Raw genomic sequence first — 22,944 nt, forward strand, 5'->3', positions numbered from 1 at the left:
CCCCGGCGGCCTAGGCCGTCCCTTTGATGCTGAAATCCACGCCCACGTCATCCCACTGTTCCTGCTCTTTTTCCATCCAGTAAGATGCGGTCGGATGGTCGGCCACCCACACCCGCTTGATTTCCAGTTCGATCCGGTTTTTCATGCGCAGCTTCAATTCCTTGAAGTCCGGCTCGATGCGGGAATGCATGAACAGGATGGCCAGGCGCAGCGCCACCACGGCCTTGGCGAAATCCGCGTCCGCCAGCGATTCGCTGATTTTGCGTAAATTCCCTTTTTGCGCCAGGATCAGGCGCGCCATGGTTTTTTGTTCGCGCGTGGTGAAGCCGGGCATGTCCGCGTTTTCCACCATGTAGCTGGCATGCTTGTGGTATCCGGTCTGCGACACCACCATCCCCACTTCATGCAGCAGCGCGCTCCAGACCAGCAGGCGCTGGTAAGCATCGGTCGACGGTTTCATTTGCGCATACAGCGCGCCCGCGTATTCCGCCACGCGCCCGGCGCGCTCCTCGTCGACGTGGAATTTCTGCAGGAAGCCGCGGACCGACTGGTCACGGCGGTCGCGCTTGGTCGAACGCAGGTACAGGTCCCACATCACCCCGACCCGCAACCCCGCCTCGATCGGCTCCAGCCGGTCGATTCCCAGTTCGTGGAACAGGGCGATCAGCACCGCCAGGCCGCCGATAATGGTGGCGGCGCGGTCCGGGCGCAGGCCCGGCATATCGATTTTCGAGGTGTGGCCCAGTTCAATGAAGCGGCGCTTCAGCGCTTCCAGCGACGCGGCGGTGACACCCCCGCCATCACCCAGCTTGTTCTTGTCGATGATGTCGGCAATGGCGCGGATGGTGCCGGACGAACCGTAGCAGCGGGTCCAGTATTGCGGATGATACGGCGGCGCGCCGTCTTCGAAATGGCTGCGCGCCGACAGGATGGCGGCATCGAAGGATGGGGCGTCGACCCGGCCATTGATAAAGAACGACAGGCTTTGCTTGACGCTGCCGATGGAAAACGATTCAACCCGTTCGATATCGGCGCCGCGCCCCAGGATCAATTCGGTCGAACCGCCGCCGATGTCGATCACCAGGCGCCGCTCGCCGGGCAGGTTGAGGGCGTTGCACACGCCCATGTAAATCAGGCGGCCTTCCTCTTCGCCGGAAATGATTTCAATCGGATGGCCCAGCGCCTGTTCGGCGGCGGGCAGGAACGCGGCGGAATTTTTTGCCAGGCGCAGGGTGGACGTGGCCACCACGCGCAGCGCTTCCAGCTGGTAGCCGGCCAGCACGGCGCGGAAATTGGCCAGGCACGCCAGGGCGGCCTGCTGCGCCGCGTCGGTCAGGTTGCCCGAGGCATCCAGGCCGGCCGCCAGGCGGATTGGTTCGCGCGCGGTTTTCAACACGCGGATGGCGTCGCCGTCATGTTTGCCGATGGCAAGGCGGAAACTGTTGGAGCCCAGGTCAACTGCTGCGTACATACCTTCCTCGTGTTTGGGTTCCCAGATACCATTCATACTGTTTATACGATTATACGGAAACCAGACACGTTACGCCGCCTTTATGACGAGATAATGACATCTCCGTGTTCGATTTCCGCAAACGTCGCGTCCGGCGCCTCCGCCACGCGATTGCTGCCGGCCAGCATGGCCGACTGCAGCGCATTGTCCGCGCGCTTGAACAGGGTGACCGTGCTGTCGTCGGCGCGGATCACGGTCACGCCCATGCTGACCGTGACATTGATGATGGCCTTGTCGGCCCGCAGCTGCAGCGCCTCGATGGCGGCGCGGATGCGTTCGGCCACCAGCACCGCGCCCGGCTGCTCGGTGCGGGGCAGCAGCAGCGCGAATTCCGGCCCGCCCAGGCGGCCCATCTGATCGCTGTCGCGCAGTTGTTTTTTGCACACATCGACCAGCGCTTTCAGCACCAGGTCGCCCGTGGTGTGGCCATAACTGTCGTTGACGCGCTTGAACTGGTCCAGGCTCAGCAGGATCACCGAGGTGCCCTGCCCCGGGCGGCGCGCCAGCGCCATCCATGGCGCCAGCGCCTGGTAAAAGCCGCGCCGGTTCGGCACATCCGTCAGCAAGTCGATGACTTCCAGGCGCGCCAGTTCGGCCTGCAGTTTTTCACGCGACAGCAGCAGGTAGCCGAAGGCATTGGTCAGCATCATCAGGTACAGCGCGCTAAAGCCCACCCCTTGCAGCACGGCGGCCGAGACCCACGACCAGCCGTCCGGCAGCACGGCCGCCAGCACGCCGCGCCCCGCCACCAGCAGCGACAGGGCCGCCATCGTCACGACAAGGTAGCGGCGCAGCATGGTGCCGTGGCGCCAGACTTGCGCCAGCGCGGCCACACCGGCCAGGAAGAAAGCCGCAACGATCAGGAAACCCGCCGCCGCCCGCACGCCCGCATCGACATCGAGCACGTGGCAGGCCAGGTAAACAAAGGAAGCCGCCGCCAGCGAAGGCAGCAGCAGCTTGCGCCAGCCGGAACGGCCGGCCGCTTCCCACAGGGCGCCGGCATCAAGCGCCATGCCGGCGAACAGCAGCACATTGGCCAGCGGGCCGGTCAGCATATCCGGCAGCACGCCGCGGAAATACAACAGGAACCAGGCGCCGGCCTGGGCCTGCTTGGCGAGCGCCCACGCCGACAGGCTGAGCGACTTCCTGTTTTCGTATTCAAAGAAGAACAGCGCCGCGCACAGGCTCAGATTGCCCAGCGCAAGCGCCAATACCAGGGTTTTTATATCCATCTTTAATAAGTGCCTGATACCGCGGTGTCAGGCACTTCAAATATCCTGCCGGGGCGCAGCGCCGCCGGCGTATCAGACTTCGTGTTCGACGTTGGTGCTGCCGTCGCCGATCTTGCTGGCCCAGGCCTTGCTGAAGAATTCTTTTTCATCTTCAGTCGGCGCATCGTGCCAGAACACGATCAGCGTGCCCTTGTGGTCGTGGATTTGCGAGAATTTTTCAATGAAGGTGCCTTTGCCAGCCATGTCGGCCAGCGCCGCCACATAGCCATACACACGGCCCAGGCGTTCAATACGGTCCGGCTCCGTGAAGCTGTTGGTGGCGGTAATTGTCGGATGATCTAAAAACATGGTCTACTCTCTCCATCTCCACTGTGGCCGCTGCCTATGTTGGCAATGTACCGATAAAATATCTGCCTGTAAACGAAACCTGCGCGTGTCCGCTGCTGCTTCCGGAGTCCCGGGAGCTTAACAGAACTTCATCGTTGCCAACAAGTTAGCCGCTCTTTCTTGCCCATGCCTGCCGACAGCGACCAACACCCGCCTGGCGCCCCGCCCCTGGTACGGACCCGGGGACGGGTGCGCACGCTGGAATTCATTCCCGGTGAAATCCAGAGTGAAATGCGCCTCGATGCGCCGCACCGCATTACGCTGGACTACGTGCGCGCCATGCTGTGCTTCGTGCTGTTCCAGCCACGCCCGGCCCATATCGTCATGATCGGCCTGGGCGGCGGCTCGCTGGCCAAGTTTTGCCACCAGTACCTGCCGCACAGCCGCATCACCGTGGTCGAATTGCGCGCCGACGTCATTGCCCTGCGCAACCAGTTCGCGATTCCGCCCGACAGCGACCGTTTCCAGGTGGTGCAAGGCGACGGCGCCGCCTATCTCGCCGCCATGGCCCAGGACCGGAGCCGGCGCGCCGATGTGCTGCTGGTCGATGGTTTCGACCGTGACGGCTTGCCCGAAGCGCTGTGCAGCGAGGTCTTTTATAATGATTGCCGCCGGGCGCTGCGCCATGGCGGCGTGCTGGTGGCCAATGTGTTCAGCTATGATCCGCAATACCCGGTGACGGTGGCGCGGCTGCAGCGCTGCTTCCCGCAGCGCGTCTGTTCCCTGCACGGCATCGCCGGCAACAACCGCATCCAGTTTGCCGTCAAGGCGGTGGCCGGCGGGCCCGCCACGCCATCGCTGGACATGCTGGCCCGCATCCGCCGCCTGGGCGGGCGCGGACTGGCCTGGGCCATGCTGCACCGGTTGCTGGCGCACTGGATGGTGTTGCGGACCCAATGGCTGGCGCGGCGCTGATCGATTCGATGCTCAATTCCATGCTCAATTCGATGATGCATTCGATAACACAATGCGGCTTATGAAATAGTCATTATTGTTGTCGTGTGGAATTTAATTTTTCCGAACGTCAACACTTTTTCCGCATTCTGTGACACACTAATGGCGGCCCTACCCCCGCCATTTTTATACGTGCACAGGACAGCAATGATCAATCGCCGCCAATTCAAGCTTACCGCAGCGGCGGCGTACACCCTCGGCGCGGGACTGAGCATCACGGCGGCGCTGTTCGGCGCGGTCGGCGCCCTCGAGTACAGCAAACTGCAGCTGGCCTTCGAACAGCGGGCCGACCAGCGTACCGCCGCGCTGCAAAGCGGCCTGAATGACGCGGTCGAAGTGCTGGCCGTGACCAACCAGTTATTTGTCGCCAACGCCCAGGTCTCGCGCAGCCAGTTCCATACGTTTACCGAACCGCTGCTGCAGCGCTATCCCTTCATCCAGGCCTTCAATTACCACCGCCTGCTGGAAGATAGCGCGCGTCCGGCCTTCGAGGCGCAGATGCGGCGCGAATTCCCCGGCTATACCATCACGGAAATGGCGGACGGACGCCCCGTCAGCGCACCGCGCAAGGCGCACTACAGCGTGGTCGATTACCTGGAACCGCTGGCCGGCAATGAACGGGCGTTCGGCCTCGATGCCGGCTACCGGCCGGAAATCCGCGAAGCCATGGAAGAAATCCTGCGCACCGGGAAACCGGCATCGACCGGCCTGCTGCCGCTGGCGCAAGCCACGGGCAAGGAATATGGCCTGATCATGCTGATGCCGGTGTACCAGCCCGGCATGCCGGTGGACGATTATGGCCAGCGCCAGGCCGCCTGGCAGGGCGACACCGCCCTCGTGATCCGCGCCACCAACCTGGTGCGCAAGATCCTGGAAGCGGATGGCCTGCTGCACGATTATGACGCCCTGCTGCAGGTGCGCGTGGCCGATGGCCTGGTCTTCAGCCACGGCGCCGCGCCGGCGGCCACCCACTCCACGCCGGCGCGCTGGCTGGCATGGCAGCAGCGCAGCGAATACCGCAAGCACTTCACGGTGCTGGGCAAGGAGTGGGAAGTGCGCATCAGCGCCCAGCCCCGCCCTTTCCTGGCCGATCACCTGGGCTCGATATCGACCCTGGCCGGCGGCATCCTGTCGTCGCTGCTGATGGCCGCCTTCGTGCAATCGCTGGTACTGCGCTCGCGCCGGGTGCAAATGCTGGTCGACGCGCGCACGGCGGAGCTGCGCCAGTCCAACGAACGCCTGAATGCCGACGTGCTGGCCCGCAAACGCACCGAGCGCGCGCTGCTCGACAGCGAACAGCGCTTCCGCCGCCTGCTGGCGCTGTCGTCGGACTGGTACTGGGAACAGGATACCCACCTGCGTTTCACCAGCATCACCGGCGGCTTCTTCGACAAGGGCCACATCCGCCCGGAACGCTTCATCGGCAAGACGCGCTGGGACGCCACGCCGGAAATGGCGGCCACGCGCTGGGGCCGCGACCACATGGCGCGGCTGGAAGCCCGCCTGCCGTTCTCGCACTTTGAATATGCGATCGAGGGCGACGACGGCGTGCTGCGCTGGTACAGCACCAGCGGCGAACCGGTATATGACGCCAAAGGGGACTTCAAGGGCTACCGGGGCACCGGCGCGGAAATCACGGAACGCAAACTGTCGGAGCAGCGCATCCGCCACATCGCGCACCACGATGCGCTGACGGGGCTGCCGAACCGGATGCTGCTGCAAGACCGCCTGGCGCAGGCGATTGCCTACGCCAACCGCAGCGGCCACCACATGTGGGTGCTGCTGATCGACCTGGACCGCTTTAAATTCGTCAACGACAGCCTGGGCCACAAGGCCGGCGACATCTTGCTGAAAACCGTGGCCCAGCGCCTGTCGGGCAGCGTGCGCGAAAGCGACACGGTGGCGCGCCTGTCGGGCGACGAATTTGTCGCCATCCTCAGCGAATCGAACGACGCGCCGCTGGCGCCGGAGGTGGTGCAGCGCGTGATGAACGCGGTGGCGCAGCCGATCATGCTGGAAGGGAAAGAGTTCCTCGTCACCTGCAGCATCGGCGTGGCCGCCTATGACGGCAGCGTCGGCGACGAGGCGCAGCACCTGATCGAACATGCGGACATCGCCATGTATGCGGCGAAAAAGCAGGGCCGCAACGGTTTCCGCTTTTACCTGCCGTGCATGAATGAAGAAGCGCTGGAGCGGCTGCGGATTGAAAACGCGCTGCGCAAGGCGCTCGAACGCAGTGAATTCATGCTGCACTACCAGCCGCAAGTCGACCTTGGCGACGGCGTCATCACCGGCGTGGAAGCGCTGCTGCGCTGGCAACATCCGGAAATGGGCGTGGTCGCGCCGGACCGCTTTATCGGGCTGGCCGAAGAAACCGGCCTGATCGTCCCGATCGGCATGTGGGCGCTGAAGTCGGCCTGCGCGCAGGGCAAGGCCTGGAATGACTGGCGCGCCGCGCACGCCCAGCCGCCGCTGCGCATGGCCGTCAACCTGTCGGCGCGCCAGTTCACGCAACCGGACCTGGTCGCGCAAGTGGCGCGGGTGCTGGAGGAAACCGGCTTGCCGCCGGCCTGCCTGGAGCTGGAGCTGACCGAATCGGTATTCATGGATGACGTCACGCAGGCGGTCGGGCTGCTGCATGACTTGAAAGCGCTGGGCGTGACCTTGTCGATCGACGATTTCGGCACCGGCTATTCCAGCCTGTCGTACCTGCGCAGCTTCCCGATCGACGTGCTGAAAATCGACCGCTCCTTCGTCAACGATATCGCCACCGACGAAGACGATGAAGCCATCGTGGTGTCGATCATCGCGCTGGCCCACAATTTGAAATTGCGCGTGGTGGCCGAAGGGGTAGAATCGCGGGAGCAGCTGGAGTATTTACGCCGGCACGATTGCGACCAGATCCAGGGCTATTACTTCAGCCGTCCCGTCGCTCCGCTGCAATTCGAGCAAATGCTGCGTGAAAACAAGCATCTGGGTTGGGCAGAACTCGCGCCGTTGGCATGGGTGGAGGCCGGCACGGCTGCATAATTGACGATCTGTAATTCAGGAGACCTGTGCAACATGACTACCCCAGCCGAGCACCCAAAACACATCCGAACCGACATGTGGACCCGCGAAGTGGTCGATCAGGCCATTGCCGCGATGCCGGCCATCGGCTTGCGCCAGGCGGCTGAATTCCTGTCCGCGATGAAAGTGCCGCCGGACATTGCGGTGCGCACGCTGGTCTATCCGCAGCGCCGCCGCAATTAATGCCTGATGCCAGATTCCCGTAGGGTGGTAAGCCGCAGGCTTGCCGCCATGCGTGCGGCGCGGCGACGTGTTACATCGCCGCTATGCATGCATGGCGGCTTGCGCTGCGCGCAAACCGCCCTACGAGATATGCAGTGTTACGGCGCTTTGCGCTTTGGCGCCAGCGCCAGCTTGGCCGCCTTGCGCAACTTGGCCTGTTCCCAGCGGGCCTTTTGTTCTTCCGTTTCCGGCACCAGTTCAGGAATCGCCACCGGTTTGCGGTCCTTGTCCACCGCCACCATCGTGAAATAGCAGCTGTTGGCATGGCGCACCAGGCGCTGCGTGATGTTTTCCGTCACCACGCGGATCCCCACTTCCATCGACGTCTTGCCGGTGTAATTGATCGACGCCAGGAACGTCACCAGCTCGCCCACGTGGATCGGCTGCAAAAACATCACCTGGTCGACCGACAGGGTCACGGCATACGTGCCGGAATAACGGCTGGCGCAGGCATACGCCACGCCATCGAGCAATTTCAGGATCGCGCCGCCGTGCACATTGCCGGAAAAATTGGCCATGTCCGGCGTCATCAAAACCGTCATTGTCAGCTCGTGGGCCGACCAGTGTGGTGCTTCCATCTCAGTTCCTTGGTATGGCGGATCGTGTGAAGACGCGGCATGCGGGGCCGCGCGCCCGCAGCGGGATCAGAAGCCCTGCGCCTCGATATCGGCCAGCGACTCCCTGCCCTTGTCGGTGATGTCGAAACCACCGTCGCGCGGCACGATATGGGATTTTTTGCCGAGGAAGTTGGCGACCTCGTCATCGAGCGCGACATCGCCGCCGGCGGCGACCGCGCGCAGGGCCAGGATGCAGCGGCGCAGGAACAGGGCTTGCTGGCCCGCTTCCGTCAGCGAGATGCGGCCATTGCGGGCCACGCTGATCAGCTTGAGGCCGGACAGTTTTTTCGTGTTGCGCCCCACGCAGGCGCTCGGGCGGTCGCCCTTGATACCGCGGCGCACCTCTTCCAGCGCGTCATATTCGTCCACGGTGAGTTTTTGATTCTTCATTGCGATTGTTCCAAGAGTTGCCATTCGGCCACCATGGTACGCGCCCCCGCTTGCGGAGGCAAGGAATCACGACTCACCGCCGGGCGGCATGCCGCCCCGCTGACTGCGCGCCGACCGGACGCGTACAGGCGCTTACTGGACGATGTACCAGGCCAGCGCAGCCCCCGCCATCATAGTCAGGAACAGCGCCAGCTGGACATGCTTGACGCTCAGGCGGCGCCCCAGGTAGATCTTGTTGTGCAGTGAGTTGCCCATGTTCGCCTCCGTCAAGTGAAACTAAAGCCGTTGACTCATTATATGAATACTTTGGTGACGGCCTCATTACAGCGGACGTAATAATGCCTATTCATTTGGCAGCTGTAGCTATGGAGCAACGCTGACGCGCGGTACGGCGCGCCGCGCCCGCCACACCCCTGATAGGCTGGGCGCCTCACGCTTTCATTGGCGGCGGTTTGGGTTCAGGCTCTTCAATCGGCGAGGGTGACGGCGTAGGGTTGTCGTCCGGCGGCGGATCTTTTTCCGGCTCCGGCGGCGGCGATTCCGGATCCGGCGTAATGTGCGCATAGTATCGGTGCATGGCAATCTCCTGCAAACGGTTGCTGCCGCCAGACTAGCCGCTCAGCGCCAGCGATGGCGCACCCTTGCCGCACTGCCATGCCTCGCGTGTACCGAACCGCTGTCAAACCTTTAGTCGGTCGCTTTTTTCGGAAAGGAGCGTTGCACAATGAGTACCGCGATACAGGCTACCCCACCCGATGCCAGGCTGGCCCTGGCCCATACATTCCTGATGGTCCCCGGCGACCGCCCCGGCCAGTTTGCCCAGGCTTGCGCCTCCGGCGCGGATGCCGTCGTGATCGACCTGGAGGACGCGGTCGCCCCCGCCGCCAAAGGCGCGGCGCGCGATGCCTTGGCCAATTGGCTCGATAGCGCCGCCGGCCGGGCGCCCCACGTTCCGGTGCTGGTGCGGGTCAATTGCGTGAACTCCGGCTGTTTCGGCGACGACCTGGTGCTGTGCCACCGCCCGGGCATCGCCGGCATCGTGCTGCCCAAGACGGAGCGGGTCAACGATGTGGCCAGCGCATCGTCCACCGCGCCGCTGTTCCCCATGATCGAAACCGCGCTGGGCTTTTCGCGGCTGCCAGAAATCGCTTCGGCGCCACGCGTACAACGGCTGCTCTTTGGCGCGGCGGATTTCCGGGTGGACCTGGGCATCATGGACGATGATGAAGCCTTGCTGCATTTCCGTTCGCAGATTGTGCTGGCGTCGCGACTGGCCGGCTTGCACCGCCCGATCGATGGCGGCACGCTCGACACCGGCGAAGACGGCGCGGCGGCCTCGGCGGCGCGGCGGGCATACCGGCTGGGCTTTGGCGGCAAGCTGTGCCTGCATGCCGGGCAAGTCGACGCGGTCTCCCGCGGCTTTGCGCCCTCCGATGAAGACGTGGCCTGGGCGCGCCGGGTGCTGGCGGCGGCCGTCGACGCGCACAAGCCGATGCTTGACGGACAAGTGCTGGACAAGTCCATGATCTTGCTGGCGCGGCTGATCAGTGCGGATGCTCGGCGCTATCAGTAATCACATGCGCCACGCCAGGGTCGCCACGCTGCCGGCTGGCAGCGTGTAGCCAAACCCGCGCGCGCCCGCGCTGACCGTCACGGCGCGGGGCGCCAGTGCGCTATTTACCAGCAACAGCACGACGGTCCCATCCGGATTCATAAACGCCGCCTGCTCCACGCCGTCGCGCCCGTCCCCGGCTGGCAGCGCCCGCGCGCCCGGCAACACCCAGCGGCTGGCATGGGCCAGCGCATAATATTCCGGATTGCGCACCACGCCGCCCGGGGTAATCGTGACGACGCCACGGCAGCCACGGCAGCCGCCCGTGCGCGGCCCGCCCTGTTCATCGAGCGCCAGGTTTCCCAGCGCGATGCCGCGCGCGCCATGGCGTACGCCACCGGCCAGCACCTGTGCGAAATACAGCAAGTTATCGCCCCAGGCCGGCGCCCAGCTCCCTCCGCTGCATTCGGTGATGTACGCTTCGCTGCCCGGCCACTCGGCGCGCAGCACGCCCTGCTCGCCTGGGGTGCCACCGTGGCAATGCCACGCCACCCCGGCCAGGTAAGCGCTGGCGGCTTTGTCCGCCATGACCTTGCGCACGCTGGCCACGCCATCCCAGTCGCCATCCCACTCCAGCAGGCGCGGGCCGCCTTCCTGGAATAGCGGCCCGAGGTGTTTGGCCGCCAATTCCGCCCGCGCCTTCGCGTCGAGCCGCATGCCGGGCGCATCGGCGGGGGCATTGGCGGGTGCGTCGGCGGGTGCGTCAGCGGATGCATTGGCGGGGACATTGGCGGTTCGTGGCTGCGGGTCGTTTTGCATGGTCAGCGCATACAGTGGAATGCCCTCTTCCAGGTACAGGTCGACAACGCGCCGCAGGTAGCGCGCATACGCCCCGTAGGCGTCCGGCTTCAGCGCGCCCTGCACCACGCTGCCGCTGGTTTTCATCCATCCCGGCGCACTGGTGGGCGAACCGACGAATTCCAGCGCGGGATTGCGCGCCAGTGCTTCCAGCGCCATGGGTATCACATGCTCCCGGTCCGGCGCCAGGCTGACCTGCGCCAGGCCGGGATCGTCAACACCCTCGGCGCTATCGCCATAACTGTAGCGGCTGCGCGCAAACTCCGACGCGCCCAGGTACAGGCGCATGAAGCCCAACCCCAGGCCCTGGCCTTTGCGGCTGAACAGTTCATCGAGCAGGGCGCCACGGCTGGCGGGATCGAGCCGCTGCAGCAGCAGCCAGGCCGATGCCGCGCTCAGGGTGGCGCCAAAACCCAGCACCGGCTGGCCAGGCCGGGCCACGTCGATGGTGATGGCATGGGGTCCGGCAGGCAGCGGACCGGCGGTTTCCACGCCGGGCGACCACGGCGTCAATGCCTTGACTGGCGCGCCCAGCGCCACGTCCGGCTGGCGGACCAGCACGGCGGAACGGTCCGCGGTGGTGAGCCAGACCCCGGCAACGCCGGCCTTCACCGCCTCGCCAGCGATGGCCGCCGGACGCGCGGCCCCATCCTGCGGCTGCGCCGCCACCGCTTGCGGCTGCTCGGCTTGCGCCGGCTGCAACGCCAGCACCATGGCCAGCTGCGCCGTGCGCACCATCGCCAGGCGGGCCAACCCGCCAGCGCCGCCGGCGCCCGCCAGCAAACTCCCGCCGCGCCACTTCATGCCAGACTTCATGCCGGCCGCTGCAACATGCCTTCGCGGCTGCCGCCCATGATCGCCAGGATCTGGTCCACCGCCACCGGTTTCACGAGGTGCGCCGTAAAGCCCGCCTCCAGCGCCAGCATGCGGTCTTTTTGCTGGCCCCACCCCGTCACCGCCACCAGGACGGTCTGGCGCAGGCCCGGCAACTTGCGCAACCCCCGCGCCAGGTCGTAACCATTCACGCGCGGCAGGCCGATGTCGAGGAAAGCGTAGTCGGGCTGGAAGGCATCGGCCGCCTCCAGCGCCTGCGCGCCGTCGTGGCACACCCGCACCGTGTGGCCGGCGCCGCGCAGCAGCACGGCGATGCTGTCCACGAAGTCCACGTTGTCGTCCGCCAGCAAGACGCGCAGGCGCCGCCCGGCCGGTCCGGCCGGCAATTGCGCATCCAGTGCCGCATCCGGCGCCGCCATCATGGGCAGGGTCACGGTCATGGTGCTGCCCTGCCCGATCCCCGGGCTTTCCGCCACGATCGTGCCGCCATGCAGTTCCGCCAGCCGGCGCGCCAGCGACAGGCCCACACCGAGGCCCGCCGTACTGCGTTCCAGCGATGTGTCGGCCTGCACGAACATTTCAAAGATTTCGCCCAGCATGTGCGGCGCCACGCCAATGCCGTTATCGCTGACCCGGATCACCAGCCGGCCCTGTTCGACCATGGCGCGCAACCCCAGTTCGCCACCCCGGTTGGTGTATTTGGCGGCATTGTTAAGCAGGTTCGACAACACTTGCGCCAGCCGCGTCGCGTCGCCCAGCACGTACACCGGGTGTTGTGGCAATTCCACCTGCAAGCGGTGTTCCTGCGCTTCCAGGAAGGGCCGCACCAGTTCCAGCGCATCGCTCACCACCGATTGCAGCGCCACCGGTTCGCGCTTGATGGCCAGTTTGCCGGTATTGATGCGCGAAACGTCGAGCAAATCGTCCACCAGCCGCACCATTTGCCGCAACTGCCGCTCCATGATGCCGCGCGCCCGGTCGCAGGCCACCTTGTCGTCGCCGGCCAGGCGCAGGATGTCGAGGCCGGTGCGGATCGGCGCCAGCGGGTTGCGCAACTCATGCGCCAGGGTTGCCAGGAATTCATCCTTGCGGCGGTCCGCTTGCAGCAAGGCGCGCTCGGCATCCTGGCGCACCGTCATTTCGTACTGCAGCGTGCGGTTGGTATCCTGTAATGCCTGGGCGCGCCGGCCCACTTCGGCCAGCATGTCATTGAACGCATACACCAGCGTGGCAATTTCGCCGCTGGCCATGGGGGAACGCACGCGCAGGCTGAAATCGCGCTTTTCCATCACCTCGCGCGCCACGCCGGTCACGGCTGCCAGCGGCAACGTAATGTCTTTTTGCAGGCGGGCCGCCACCAGCGCCGCCATCAGCAGGCTGAGCAACATGACACCGCCCATGATGGCGGCGTAGGTGCGGATGCGCTCGACCAGCCCATAGCGGGCGATCAGGTAGACCGTGCCGATCGCTTCGCCGTTTTCCAGCACAGGGTGGTACACCACCAGGTGGCCGCCCTGGATGGCGTGGCCCGCCCTGCCGGGACGGGACGGGAACACCGGCGTCTCCTGTGACGATTGCGCATAGGCGGCAAACATGGCGCCACGGGCATCGTAGACCGCGCCGGCCAGGATATGGGGCCGCACGCGCAGCATGCCGAGGTTTTGCCGCGCCGCGCTGGGATCGTTGAAACTCAGGGCTGGCGTACTGACCACGGCAATGATTTCCGCCTGGGTCGTCATGTCGTCCACCCAGTACTGCTGGTAGGAATCGAGGTCATACAACAGCATGCCGGCCGCGGACGTCATCAGCGCCACAAAGGTGGTCGCCAGGGCCATCATCACCAGCTTGCCCCGCACGGTGGCAGGACGCAGCCACGCCCACATCACTGACTGCCCTTAAGGACGTGATAGGCCACCGACAACAAGCGCGAACTGAGTTTCAGGCCGTTTTTTTCCGCGGCAGGCAGCGATACTTCAAAGCGCACCCGCTCTTCCACCAGGCGGAAATTGATGACACTACCCTGCTGGAGGCCATTGTCCGACTCCGTCACGGTCAGCACCCCCTGCTGCTGGGCTGCGCGCAGCAGTGCCGCGCTGCGCTGCGCATCGGCGCCGACAAACAGCATGTGCAATCCTGTCAACGCATCGGCATCGCGCAGCACGCGTACCGTGACCGCACGGCCGCCAACGTTGCGTCCGGTGGTGATGCGCGCCAGTTCGGCGCCGATATCGTCGGCCCCCAACACCCCCACCACCAGCGGGCCGGCGTCTTGCGGATATTCGACATAGCCCAGGAATTTATACAGGAAAGCGGCCTTGACGCCCCGTTCCACGCCATTGGCCGCCGGCGCATCGGCGCCCACGGCCATGCAGGACAGCGCCACCATCAAGGTCGCGCACAGCAGCGCCAGCATGGCCAGCACGCTGCGCTGCAGACTGCGCGGCGCGGCGCCGGCCGCGACGGTGCGTGGCGCCGGCAGCAGCAGGTTCGGTCCGGCAGTATTCAGGGGAGCGCTCAATATCGCCATGTCACTTTCACCAGCGCAGTGCGCTCATAGGAACTGCGTCCATTCGGCCCACCAAATTCGATGTGGCTGCGATGCAGCAGGTTCTGGCCGATCAGCGCCACATCCACATTTGGGCGCAGCTTCCACAGCCAATGCATATCCATCTCATAGTACGCCGGGATCGCGGGATTGGGCAACCGGCCGTTGTAACGCAACGTAAAGTCCAACTGTTGCCAGTCGCCGATGTCAAAGGATGAACGCAGCACGCCATGCAGGCGCGGATCATTGGCGCCCAGCGAGGTGCCAGCGGCGCCGTCGCGGCTGCCCGGCTTGACACCGATATTGATCATCTGCCGCACCAGCCCGCCACTGAGGCGCCAGTATGGCGCCACTTGCCAGCGGCCCCACAGTTCCAGGCCACGGGTGGTGGCCTTGCCCAGGTTCTTGAATTCGAAGCCAAACACAGGCGCGGGTTCCTGCGTGCGCAACTTGTCATAATCGGCATAGAACAGTGTCGCAGAATAGCTCAGCCGCTCGGTCGGTTGCGCACGATAGCCGATTTCCGCCACGTTGGCGACTTCCGACTCGAAGGACGGCCCGCCATTGATCAGGCGCACCGGTTTGCCGGCCACGATGACCGGCTTGGTCGGCGCCAGGAAGTCCTTGTCGATCCGGGATGGCGCCCGCACCGTGCGCGCCAGGCTGCCCCACACCAGTTCATTGGGCCCCGGATTCCACGCCAGGCGCAGGCTGGGCAGGTATTCCGCGCCGGTGTAGTGGTTGTGCTCGACTTTGGCGCCGGCCGTGAAGCGCAGGCTGGGCGTCAGGGTAATTTCATCCTGGGCGAACACGTTCCCCCAGTGCATATCGAAATTTTCCGGTGCAAACGTAAAGCCGATCGGCGTGATGCGGTCCTTGCTCTGGCGGTAGCCGCCGCCCCAGGCCACGTTGTGCGCGCCGAAGCGCACGCCGTGCTGCGCTTCGATTTCCACCGTGTCGAGGCGTTCGATAAAATTGTTCGGCTGGTTGCGCTCGACGTGATCGAGCACCAGTTGCACGCGCAAGTCGGAATCGTCGGTCAGCTTGCGCGTATAGCGGGCGATGGCGTTGCCGCCGGAGACCAGGATGTCGCGCGTGGTGGTCTGGTGCAGCTCGCCTTCATAAACGTCGCCTGACACCATCAGCGCGCCTTGCAGCAACGGCAGGTCGGCGCGGAAACCGCCCTGGCGGCGCTGCATGCCGGTCGGGTTCTGGGGGAGGCGCGGTGAATAATCAACATCTTCGGTATGCCAGTAACGGGCGTACAGGCGGTAATGGCCGCCGTTCGGCAACGCGCCGCCATAGCGCGCCGTGCCATCTTTTTCCTTGGAGCCGCTGGCCACGCTGGCCAGCATGCCCAGGCTATCCTTGGCCGACTTGGTAATAATGTTAATCACGCCATTGACGGCATTCACGCCCCAGATCGACGCCCCCGGTCCGCTGATCACTTCGATGCGCTCGATGTCTTCCATGACCACGTCATGCACGTCCCAGAAGGCGCCGGAAAACAGGGGCGAATAAATACTGCGGCCATCGATCAGCACCAGCATCTTGTTGGCGAACACACCGGCAAAGCCGCGCGCGGCCACCGCATAATTACGCGCATCCTGGCGCGCCACCATCAGGTTGGGCGCCAGCCGCAATGCTTCCGGCAAGGTGCGCACACCGCTGCGGCGGATGTCGCCGGCACTGATGATGTACAGCGACGCGGCGGCGTTACCGAGCTTTTCCTCCTGGCGCGAAACCGACGTGATGACGATGTTGCTGAGCTGTTCGATCGAAAGGTCGGCCAGGTCAGAATCGGCTTCGGTCGCCTGCGCCGTCGTGGCTGCCAGCAGAAGGCCTAAAACAAGGGCGCGTTGCGTTCGGGGTGTCATGGGGTCCTTATGCACGGGGTTGAGGTGCTGTGGAAAGAATTATAAGGATATTATGGTTGATTTGATTGAAATTTGGCTTGGGGAAAATGTTTGGGATGGGCACTGATCGTTATAAAACAGTGGCTTGCAATGCTGAGGGTGATTGGGGGGTGTGGTTTTTTTTGCCGCAGGGCTGCGGCTTATGAGGAGTCAGGGGGGACGACGCGCGCCCTCGGCGCGCGGGGCTGTTTTGCGCTGGCGCAAAACAGCAAAGTGGCGATTCGAAGAGCCTCGCGCTGGCAGGCGCTCGTCTTCGAATCCCTCCCTCTCCGTCCACAAATAAAAAAAGCTCCCGTTGGGAGCTCTTTTTATTTGTACTGGCGGAGAGGGAGGGATTCGAACCCTCGGAAGGCTCGCACCTTCGCTTGATTTCGAGTCAAGTACAATCGACCACTCTGCCACCTCTCCGTACCTCGCGTTGGCGAGCCAGCATTATAGCCATCCGCATTTCAAATTACTAGTGCCAAATGCAATTAATTTCTAAGCGGCATAACCGGTGGCAGATCACATGGCGGGGACGTGTTTACATTCGCCCTTCCCGCCTCCCATCGCTGGCTGACAGTTGCGTCAGGCCCCAGCCCAGCTGGCGGCGGATTTCCGGGATGGACGGCGGCGGACATTGTTGGGTTTGCCGTGCTTCCATGTAAAGCCGAACTTGCTCTTTGGTCGGCTGGGTCTGCTGAGTCATTTCTATGCTCCAGATCGTCAACGGTACGGGTACGGGGTACGTTTCTGCAGCCGTGTTGATCGCCTGATTGCATACTTACTTGCAAAGGTCTAGCTGCTGATGCCCATGTTATGAGCAATTGCCAATTCAATCCAATTCTCAAATTGCATAAACTTATATGGATTTGGCATAGTTCCGGATCAACATTTCATCGCCCCGGTTGGCGCGGCAGGGTCGGGCTGCCGGGGTTGTCCAGGGCATGGATCACACCGCCTTGGCGTCGGCGCCACAGCGGCTGAATTACTCTTGCAGTGAATATAACGGTTCGCAGCCCGTCAGCCTGCAAACACGCCTTATCGCGCGCAATCGTGACAATGTGTGAGAATGTTCCCAAAAAAAATCGCCATTATTGAATGAAGAAATGCGGCGCCCTGCATTGCGTTTCCTCAATATCAAGTCGCTTTTATCTTAATGCCTGAAAGTTACAAAGCGATAAAGACGAAGCATTGGTATCCCTGTCAATTTGATATCCCCCTTAACTATCTCGGTAAAAGCGAGTCGATAATGAATGCTCCCGCTGGTGAAGTCAGTTCGCAGGATTTGGAACTGCAGGCTGTAATGAGCGCATTGAATTGCGTGCAGGCAGTGATCGAATTCAATCTCGATGGCACCATCCTGCACGCCAACAACAATTTCCTGCAAGCCATGGGCTACACCCTGGAGGAAGTCCAGGGGCAACACCACTCGATGTTTTGCGAACCCGAGTACGTGCGCAGTCCCGCCTACAAGCAATTCTGGGCGCGCCTGCGCAATGGCGAGTTCGACCGGGGGGAATACAAACGCCTGGGGAAAGGCGACCGGGAAGTCTGGATCAACGCGTCGTACACGCCGATCCTGGACAAGGATGGCAAGCCCTACAAGGTGGTCAAGTTCGCCACCGATGTCACGGAGAGCAAGCGGCGCAACGCCGAGTACGAAGGCAAGGTCAGCGCCATCGGCAAAGCCCTGGCGGTGATTGAATTCGACATGCAGGGCCATGTATTGAATGCCAATGATAATTTCTTGTCAGTTATGAACTATACGCTGGAAGATATTGTCGGCGAACATCACCGGATGTTTTGTGAAACCGATTATGCCAATAGTTCGGAATATAAGCGTTTCTGGCAAAAATTAAACCGGGGTGAATTCGACAGCGGACGCTATCACCGTGTTGGCAATGACAAGAAAGAAGTTTGGATTCAAGCAACTTATAATCCGATTTTTGATTTAAATGGCAAGCCGTATAAGATCGTCAAATATGCCAGCGATATTACCGAGCAGGTGGCGCTGGAAAATGCCGTCAAAACACAAGCCGCCACCGACAAGGCAAAAATCAGCCGTCTGCTGGAGTCGGTCGAGAAGGCGGCGCACGGCGACCTGACCAGCCAGATCGCCGTGGAAGGCGAGGAAGCCCTCGACCACCTGGCGGGCGGCATCCGGAAAATGATCGGCGACTTGCGGCAAGTCATCGGCGAAGTGGTCAATGCCGCCAATGGCCTCGGTTCCGCATCGACCTCGATCGCCGAGCGCTCGTCCGGCGTCGCGCTCGGCACCCAGGCCCTGGGCGCCACGGTGGAAGAAATGAATGCGTCGGTGGATGGCTTGACCACGTCGATCGACACCATTGCCAACAGTACCCGCAATGCCGACCAGTTGGCCAAGGCCACCCAGCAGGAAGCCGAAGCCGGCGCGAAAGCGGTGGCCAAGTCGATGGAAGCGATGGACTTGATCAACCGCTCATCGGAAGATATCGGTGAAATCGTCAAGGTCATCAGTGAGATCGCCAGCCAGACCAATATGCTGGCCTTCAATGCCGCGATCGAAGCTGCGCGCGCCGGCGAACATGGGCTGGGCTTTTCCGTGGTGGCCGATGAAGTACGCAAGCTGGCCGAGCGTTCGTCGCAAGCGACCAAGGAAATCTCCAAGCTGATCAACGAATCGGTCAAGCGGGCCTCGGCCGGCAGCGACATTTCACGCCAGGCCGGCGAAGCATTCGACAAGATCGCGGCGGGCGTCGCCAATACCACGCTCGCCATCTCGGACATTTCCAAGGCCGCCCACGAACAATCGCTGACGGCGCGCGAAGTCAGTACCGCGATCGGCTACATCGCTGAGGAATCCGAAAAATCCGCCGCGTCATGCGACAGCATCGCCCGCTCCATCGAAGGCCTGAACCAGCAGGCTGGCGACTTGAAAAAGACCGTTTCAGGTTTCGTCGTGTGACCATGTTCAGCGCGCCGGAACTGGACCAGGCCACGCTGGCGGCGCTGATTGCGCTGGTGCGCAAGCATACCGGCATCACCATGTGCGAACGCAAACGCAACCTGCTGGAACGGCGGCTGCGTCCGCGCATGGAGGCGCTGGATCTGGCCGATTACCGCGCCTACCTGGAGCGGGTGGAGCGCAACAGCGAAGAAGTCCCCCACTTCATCGACCTGGTCACTACCAACGACACGCTGTTTTTCCGCACACCGCACGTGTGGACTTACCTGGAACTGGAATTCCTCCCGGCGTGGTGGGCGGCACACCGGGGCAAGCGCCTCGATATCTGGTCGGCCGCCGCCGCCAGCGGAGAGGAACTGTATTCGATGGCCATGCTGTGCGAAGAATTCCTGGCCAGGCACCCGGGCTTCCACTACCGCATCGTCGGCACCGATATTTCGCGCCAGATGCTGGACCTGGCGCGCACCGGCTGCTATTCCGGCCGCTCCGTCGAGCGCTTGCGCGAAGCCCATCCGGCCCGCCTGGCCAGTTACTTCCGGCCATCGCCGCGCGGCTGCGTGCAAGTTTCCGACAGCTTGCGCCAGCACGTCGAACTGCGTTGCCACAATTTGCTGCACCCATTGCGCCAGCCGGAGCAGTTCGACCTGATCCTGCTGCGCAATGTCCTGATTTATTTTGACTTGCCACACCAGCATGCCGTGCTGGAACAGGCCCGCCACAGCATGGCGCCGCACGCGGTGATGATCATCGGTGAATCGGAATCCATCAGCCGCCTCGATACCGCCTATACGCTGCAACGCCCCATGATTTATCACGTGAAAGCCGCATCGCCATGCAAGCCCTGACTCCCGCCGCCACCTGCCAGCAAGTGGGCATCGGCCAATTGAAGATCGGCGCCAGCGCCGGCCAGCTGGAAGCGGTGCTGGGATCGTGTGTCGGCATTGCCCTGATCTGGAAGGCGGCGGGCCGTTGCGGCCTCGCCCACTGCCTGTTGCCGGAAGCGCCGGAAGCGCCGGCACGGCAGCCGGTCCGCTGCATCGATGCACTGGAAAGCGCCCGCTATGTCAGCCAGGCGGTTCCCGCCCTGCTGCGCCTGATGGGTGCGCACGAGGAAGATTACCCCCATATCGAAGCCGTGCTGGCCGGCGGCGCCAGCATGCTGGACGGACGCTTGCAACGCCAGCAAGTGGGCCAGCAAAACGCGGCGGCGGCGCGCAAATACCTGCGCCAGCGCGGCCTCAATGTCAGCACCTGCCGCCTGGGCGGCACCTATGGCCGCACCATGCGCATCGATTGCGCAACCCAGAACGTCGTGGTGCGCGATCTCGTGCGCAATCCTGCGCGCGACGGCGCGCCCCAGCCTTGATCAACCGGAGTCCGTCAGCCATGTCACACCAGGAATCACACCAGGAGTCGCGCCAGGAGATAAGCCACGACGCCGGCGCCACCGAACTGTTTGGCTCATTCGTGCTGGGCGACGATGAATTCGCCCTGCCCGCCAGCAGCATCCGTGAAGTGGTGAACTTCCCCGACAAGATCAGCGCCCTGCCGCTGGCGCCCCCCTTCCTTGAAGGCATGTTCACGTTGCGTGGCAGCGTGATCCCGGTCGTCAACCTGGGCCGGGTATTCCAGCCCGATGCGCCGCGTGCGGACAAAAGCCACAAGATCGCCATCGTCGATTTCCAGCAAGTGCAAGTCGGCATCCTGTTTCACGCCACCGGCGAAGTGCTGCGGGTGCGCCCGGACCAGCGTTCCACCCTGAGCTACGCCAGTGGCAGCAGCCAGGGTGTAATCGCCGGCACCATCTTGCTGGACCAGGGCGAACGCCTGATCCAGGTCTTGAATCCCGCCGCCCTGATCAGCATTGAAAATGTCCCGCACGTGCTGGCCATGCAGGCGGCCTGCCAGAAACAGCAGCGGCAGCAGTTCCAGAGCCAGGCCGCGCGCCGCCGCTGCGTCAGTTTCCATGCAGGGGCGGCCGCATTCGCCTTTGACATGAGCGCCATCCAGGAAATCATCGGCGTGCCGGAAATTCATGGTTCCCTGCTCAACAACCGGCTGTGCCTGGGACGCATCAACTTCCGCGGCAGTCCCGTGGGCGTGGTGGACTTTACCCAACTGCTCTCGGAAACAACTGCGGCCACCACGGCGGCTGGCGCCGGACAGCGCATCATCATCGTCCGCATCGACCACACCACGGTCGGCTTCCTGGTCGACTCGGTCGACAATGTGATCCACTTTGCCGACGACGACATCATGCCAATTCCGGTGCTGAGCAAAGCGCGCGCCGACATGTTCACGGGCTGTATTTCACGGCCGGAACTGGGTGACGTCATCCTGCTCGACCACCGCCGCATCCTGTCGCACGGTGAAATCGTCGCCATGTGCAAAGGACACGCCAACCTGTACCCCGATGAAGGGAAACCGGCCGGCGCCGGGCATCATGGCGCCCAGCGCAAATCCGGCCGCCAGGTGTACATCACCTTCGTGCTCGATGCGGCCTACGCGGTGGAAATCCGGCAGGTGCGCGAGATCATCGACTTCAGCGACGCCATCTCGTGCCCGCCAGGCATGCCGGACTACATGCGCGGCATGCTCAACCTGCGCCAGCAAATGATCACGCTGGTCGACTTGCGCCGCCTGTATGACATGCCGGCGCTGGACCCTGCGCAGCCGCCCAAGATCCTCATCATCGAACGCGGCGCCGATTGCTACGGGCTGATCGTGGACGCGGTCGAGAGCATCATGACGATCGAGGACAGCAAGCGCTTTGCCGCCCCCAGCCTGATGCGCAAGCAGCCGGCGGACAACGCCTTGCATCCGGAGTCCGACGAAGTCATCGATATCAACGACGCCCCCGAAGGGAGCCGCAAGACGCTGCGCGTGTTTGATTGCGCCCGGGTGCTGCAAGCCCTGCAACCCGCGCCGCAGCCCCAGGCGGCCTGACGCAACCAAGCCCGGGCCAAGGCCGCGCCGGGCCCCGGCGGGTTGCCGCAACCGCCCCATGGTTGACCGCCAAGTGCTACTGTAGCGACTTGAGGATACCAGGGAGCGGCCATGACCATCGACTGGAACCACTTTACGCCGTATGCCGCGCTGGCGGGCGGCGCCCTGATCGGCGCCGCCGTGGCGCTGCTGCTGTTATTGAATGGCCGCATTGCCGGCATCAGCGGCATCGTGGGTGGTTTGCTGCGGCCGGTCGGCGGCGATGTCGCGTGGCGTATTGCCTTCGTGGCCGGGCTGATGGCCGCACCGGCGCTCTATTTGCTGTTCCATCCGACGCCGGCCATCGAGGTGGATGCCGGCCCCGGCGCCCTGATCGCGGCCGGCTTATTGGTCGGGATCGGCACGCGCTACGCATCGGGCTGCACCAGCGGCCATGGCGTCTGCGGCCTGTCGCGCCTGTCGCCCCGCTCGCTGGCGGCCACCGCCACCTTCATGGCGGCGGGCTTTATCACGGTGTACCTGGTGCGCCACGTGGTGCGGTAAGGAGGCGCCATGCTGATCGTAACCGCACTGTTCGCCGGCCTGGTGTTTGGCATCGGCCTGATTGTTTCCGGCATGGCCAATCCCGCCAAGGTATTGGGCTTCCTGGACCTGGCCGGGATGTGGGACCCGTCGCTGATGGGTGTCATGGGTGGCGCCATTGCCATCGGCACGGTCGCCTTTGCGCTGGCCCGGCGCCGCACCACGTCCTTCCTGGGCGAATCGTTGCGGCTCCCCACCAGCCGCGAACTCGACCGCCGCCTGGTGCTGGGCAGCGTGCTGTTCGGCATGGGCTGGGGGCTGGCCGGCTTTTGCCCCGGCCCGGCCCTGGTGGCGCTCGGCGCCGGCAACCGGCAAGCCTTGCTGTTTGTCGGGGCGATGCTGGCCGGGATGGGCTTGTTCGAACTGCTGGAGCGGCGAAAACGGGTTGCCGCCACGTGAAA

Annotated in this window: 21 protein-coding genes and 1 tRNA gene; 10 read left to right on the forward strand and 12 right to left on the reverse strand. The window is 63.7% G+C overall.

All coding sequences use genetic code 11. From position 1 onward, the window contains the following. Positions 1-10: 10 nt before the first annotated feature. The 3 genes from AC1RRC_RS16195 to AC1RRC_RS16205 all read right to left on the reverse strand — a co-directional run bounded on the left by AC1RRC_RS16195 (position 11) and on the right by AC1RRC_RS16205 (position 3,090). Positions 11-1,471 (reverse strand): Ppx/GppA phosphatase family protein, encoded by a 1,461-nt coding sequence (locus AC1RRC_RS16195; protein WP_493056544.1) that lies wholly within the window; start codon positions 1,469-1,471, stop codon positions 11-13. Between the two features lie 80 nt (positions 1,472-1,551). After that, the gene (locus tag AC1RRC_RS16200; RefSeq protein ID WP_493056545.1) at positions 1,552-2,742 is read right to left on the reverse strand and encodes a GGDEF domain-containing protein; all 1,191 of its coding nucleotides are present in this window, start codon (positions 2,740-2,742) and stop codon (positions 1,552-1,554) included. Positions 2,743-2,814: 72 nt separating this feature from the next. Then, the gene (locus tag AC1RRC_RS16205) at positions 2,815-3,090 is read right to left on the reverse strand and encodes a hypothetical protein (RefSeq protein ID WP_493056546.1); all 276 of its coding nucleotides are present in this window, start codon (positions 3,088-3,090) and stop codon (positions 2,815-2,817) included. A 165-nt stretch (positions 3,091-3,255) separates the two neighbouring features. Between AC1RRC_RS16205 and AC1RRC_RS16210 the strand changes: the two genes are divergently transcribed. The 3 genes from AC1RRC_RS16210 to AC1RRC_RS16220 all read left to right on the forward strand — a co-directional run bounded on the left by AC1RRC_RS16210 (position 3,256) and on the right by AC1RRC_RS16220 (position 7,335). After that, positions 3,256-4,044: a spermine/spermidine synthase domain-containing protein gene (locus AC1RRC_RS16210; protein ID WP_493056922.1), complete on the forward strand. Its 789-nt coding sequence runs from the start codon at positions 3,256-3,258 to the stop codon at positions 4,042-4,044. Positions 4,045-4,230: 186 nt separating this feature from the next. Then, a complete protein-coding gene (locus AC1RRC_RS16215) occupies positions 4,231-7,113 on the forward strand; it encodes a bifunctional diguanylate cyclase/phosphodiesterase (protein ID WP_493056547.1) in 2,883 nt (960 codons plus the stop codon). Positions 7,114-7,146: 33 nt separating this feature from the next. Further along, positions 7,147-7,335, forward strand: a complete 189-nt coding sequence (locus AC1RRC_RS16220) for a hypothetical protein (protein ID WP_493056548.1) — start codon at positions 7,147-7,149, stop codon at positions 7,333-7,335. A gap of 137 nt (positions 7,336-7,472) precedes the next feature. Here AC1RRC_RS16220 and AC1RRC_RS16225 read toward each other — a convergent pair whose 3' ends face one another. The 4 genes from AC1RRC_RS16225 to AC1RRC_RS16240 form a co-directional block, all read right to left on the reverse strand. After that, on the reverse strand, positions 7,473-7,952 hold the full coding sequence (locus tag AC1RRC_RS16225; protein ID WP_493056549.1) for an acyl-CoA thioesterase: 480 nt from the start codon (positions 7,950-7,952) through the stop codon (positions 7,473-7,475). 66 nt (positions 7,953-8,018) lie between these two features. Next, the gene (locus tag AC1RRC_RS16230; protein ID WP_493056550.1) at positions 8,019-8,381 is read right to left on the reverse strand and encodes a hypothetical protein; all 363 of its coding nucleotides are present in this window, start codon (positions 8,379-8,381) and stop codon (positions 8,019-8,021) included. Between the two features lie 132 nt (positions 8,382-8,513). Beyond that, positions 8,514-8,636, reverse strand: coding sequence for a hypothetical protein (locus tag AC1RRC_RS16235; protein WP_493056551.1), 123 nt, complete (start codon positions 8,634-8,636; stop codon positions 8,514-8,516). Between the two features lie 175 nt (positions 8,637-8,811). Continuing rightward, positions 8,812-8,958, reverse strand: a complete 147-nt coding sequence (locus AC1RRC_RS16240) for a hypothetical protein (protein WP_493056552.1) — start codon at positions 8,956-8,958, stop codon at positions 8,812-8,814. A 147-nt stretch (positions 8,959-9,105) separates the two neighbouring features. Between AC1RRC_RS16240 and AC1RRC_RS16245 the strand changes: the two genes are divergently transcribed. Then, entirely contained in the window at positions 9,106-9,954 is an 849-nt protein-coding gene (locus AC1RRC_RS16245) for an HpcH/HpaI aldolase/citrate lyase family protein (protein WP_493056553.1), read from the forward strand. Here the strand turns inward: AC1RRC_RS16245 and AC1RRC_RS16250 are convergent, their stop codons facing one another. From AC1RRC_RS16250 to AC1RRC_RS16270, 5 genes are all read right to left on the reverse strand, one after another. Next, positions 9,955-11,595: a glycoside hydrolase family 30 protein gene (locus tag AC1RRC_RS16250; RefSeq protein ID WP_493056554.1), complete on the reverse strand. Its 1,641-nt coding sequence runs from the start codon at positions 11,593-11,595 to the stop codon at positions 9,955-9,957. An 8-nt stretch (positions 11,596-11,603) separates the two neighbouring features. Beyond that, positions 11,604-13,508: a sensor histidine kinase, YfiR-like protein-associated gene (locus tag AC1RRC_RS16255; RefSeq protein ID WP_493056555.1), complete on the reverse strand. Its 1,905-nt coding sequence runs from the start codon at positions 13,506-13,508 to the stop codon at positions 11,604-11,606. Then, entirely contained in the window at positions 13,508-14,152 is a 645-nt protein-coding gene (locus AC1RRC_RS16260; protein WP_493056556.1) for a TOL_0243 family YfiR-like periplasmic protein, read from the reverse strand. Before AC1RRC_RS16260 ends, AC1RRC_RS16255 begins: the two co-directional genes overlap by 1 nt. Beyond that, complete coding sequence (locus AC1RRC_RS16265) at positions 14,140-16,047, reverse strand: TOL_0244 family TonB-dependent receptor (RefSeq protein WP_493056557.1); 1,908 nt, start codon at positions 16,045-16,047, stop codon at positions 14,140-14,142. The genes AC1RRC_RS16260 and AC1RRC_RS16265 overlap by 13 nt, the downstream gene beginning before the upstream one ends. A 357-nt stretch (positions 16,048-16,404) precedes the next feature. After that, positions 16,405-16,494: transfer RNA gene (locus tag AC1RRC_RS16270), tRNA-Ser, on the reverse strand. An 877-nt stretch (positions 16,495-17,371) separates the two neighbouring features. Between AC1RRC_RS16270 and AC1RRC_RS16275 the strand changes: the two genes are divergently transcribed. The 6 genes from AC1RRC_RS16275 to AC1RRC_RS16300 all read left to right on the forward strand — a co-directional run bounded on the left by AC1RRC_RS16275 (position 17,372) and on the right by AC1RRC_RS16300 (position 22,942). Further along, positions 17,372-19,015, forward strand: coding sequence for a methyl-accepting chemotaxis protein (locus tag AC1RRC_RS16275; protein WP_493056558.1), 1,644 nt, complete (start codon positions 17,372-17,374; stop codon positions 19,013-19,015). A 2-nt stretch (positions 19,016-19,017) separates the two neighbouring features. After that, the gene (locus tag AC1RRC_RS16280) at positions 19,018-19,860 is read left to right on the forward strand and encodes a CheR family methyltransferase (protein WP_493056924.1); all 843 of its coding nucleotides are present in this window, start codon (positions 19,018-19,020) and stop codon (positions 19,858-19,860) included. Continuing rightward, the gene (locus tag AC1RRC_RS16285; protein ID WP_493056559.1) at positions 19,848-20,381 is read left to right on the forward strand and encodes a chemotaxis protein CheD; all 534 of its coding nucleotides are present in this window, start codon (positions 19,848-19,850) and stop codon (positions 20,379-20,381) included. Before AC1RRC_RS16280 ends, AC1RRC_RS16285 begins: the two co-directional genes overlap by 13 nt. Before the next feature lie 20 nt (positions 20,382-20,401). Beyond that, positions 20,402-21,961, forward strand: coding sequence for a chemotaxis protein CheW (locus tag AC1RRC_RS16290; protein ID WP_493056560.1), 1,560 nt, complete (start codon positions 20,402-20,404; stop codon positions 21,959-21,961). A gap of 111 nt (positions 21,962-22,072) precedes the next feature. Then, complete coding sequence (locus AC1RRC_RS16295; RefSeq protein WP_493056561.1) at positions 22,073-22,504, forward strand: YeeE/YedE family protein; 432 nt, start codon at positions 22,073-22,075, stop codon at positions 22,502-22,504. 9 nt (positions 22,505-22,513) lie between these two features. Next, a complete protein-coding gene (locus AC1RRC_RS16300; protein WP_493056562.1) occupies positions 22,514-22,942 on the forward strand; it encodes a DUF6691 family protein in 429 nt (142 codons plus the stop codon). Positions 22,943-22,944 lie beyond the last annotated feature (2 nt).

It is taken from the genome of Pseudoduganella sp. GW821-FHT12E03, assembly GCF_058807115.1.

Coding starts and splice junctions, on each gene's coding strand:
- AC1RRC_RS16205 (WP_493056546.1), bottom strand. CDS start 3,090: ATGTTTTTAGATCATCCGACAATTACCGCCACCAACAGCTTCACGGAG.
- AC1RRC_RS16250 (WP_493056554.1), bottom strand. CDS start 11,595: ATGAAGTGGCGCGGCGGGAGTTTGCTGGCGGGCGCCGGCGGCGCTGGC.
- AC1RRC_RS16215 (WP_493056547.1), top strand. CDS start 4,231: ATGATCAATCGCCGCCAATTCAAGCTTACCGCAGCGGCGGCGTACACC.
- AC1RRC_RS16245 (WP_493056553.1), top strand. CDS start 9,106: ATGAGTACCGCGATACAGGCTACCCCACCCGATGCCAGGCTGGCCCTG.
- AC1RRC_RS16275 (WP_493056558.1), top strand. CDS start 17,372: ATGAGCGCATTGAATTGCGTGCAGGCAGTGATCGAATTCAATCTCGAT.
- AC1RRC_RS16260 (WP_493056556.1), bottom strand. CDS start 14,152: ATGGCGATATTGAGCGCTCCCCTGAATACTGCCGGACCGAACCTGCTG.
- AC1RRC_RS16255 (WP_493056555.1), bottom strand. CDS start 13,508: ATGTGGGCGTGGCTGCGTCCTGCCACCGTGCGGGGCAAGCTGGTGATG.
- AC1RRC_RS16210 (WP_493056922.1), top strand. CDS start 3,256: ATGCCTGCCGACAGCGACCAACACCCGCCTGGCGCCCCGCCCCTGGTA.
- AC1RRC_RS16230 (WP_493056550.1), bottom strand. CDS start 8,381: ATGAAGAATCAAAAACTCACCGTGGACGAATATGACGCGCTGGAAGAG.
- AC1RRC_RS16285 (WP_493056559.1), top strand. CDS start 19,848: ATGCAAGCCCTGACTCCCGCCGCCACCTGCCAGCAAGTGGGCATCGGC.
- AC1RRC_RS16300 (WP_493056562.1), top strand. CDS start 22,514: ATGCTGATCGTAACCGCACTGTTCGCCGGCCTGGTGTTTGGCATCGGC.
- AC1RRC_RS16200 (WP_493056545.1), bottom strand. CDS start 2,742: ATGGATATAAAAACCCTGGTATTGGCGCTTGCGCTGGGCAATCTGAGC.
- AC1RRC_RS16235 (WP_493056551.1), bottom strand. CDS start 8,636: ATGGGCAACTCACTGCACAACAAGATCTACCTGGGGCGCCGCCTGAGC.
- AC1RRC_RS16290 (WP_493056560.1), top strand. CDS start 20,402: ATGTCACACCAGGAATCACACCAGGAGTCGCGCCAGGAGATAAGCCAC.
- AC1RRC_RS16265 (WP_493056557.1), bottom strand. CDS start 16,047: ATGACACCCCGAACGCAACGCGCCCTTGTTTTAGGCCTTCTGCTGGCA.
- AC1RRC_RS16280 (WP_493056924.1), top strand. CDS start 19,018: ATGTTCAGCGCGCCGGAACTGGACCAGGCCACGCTGGCGGCGCTGATT.
- AC1RRC_RS16295 (WP_493056561.1), top strand. CDS start 22,073: ATGACCATCGACTGGAACCACTTTACGCCGTATGCCGCGCTGGCGGGC.
- AC1RRC_RS16195 (WP_493056544.1), bottom strand. CDS start 1,471: ATGTACGCAGCAGTTGACCTGGGCTCCAACAGTTTCCGCCTTGCCATC.
- AC1RRC_RS16225 (WP_493056549.1), bottom strand. CDS start 7,952: ATGGAAGCACCACACTGGTCGGCCCACGAGCTGACAATGACGGTTTTG.
- AC1RRC_RS16220 (WP_493056548.1), top strand. CDS start 7,147: ATGACTACCCCAGCCGAGCACCCAAAACACATCCGAACCGACATGTGG.
- AC1RRC_RS16240 (WP_493056552.1), bottom strand. CDS start 8,958: ATGCACCGATACTATGCGCACATTACGCCGGATCCGGAATCGCCGCCG.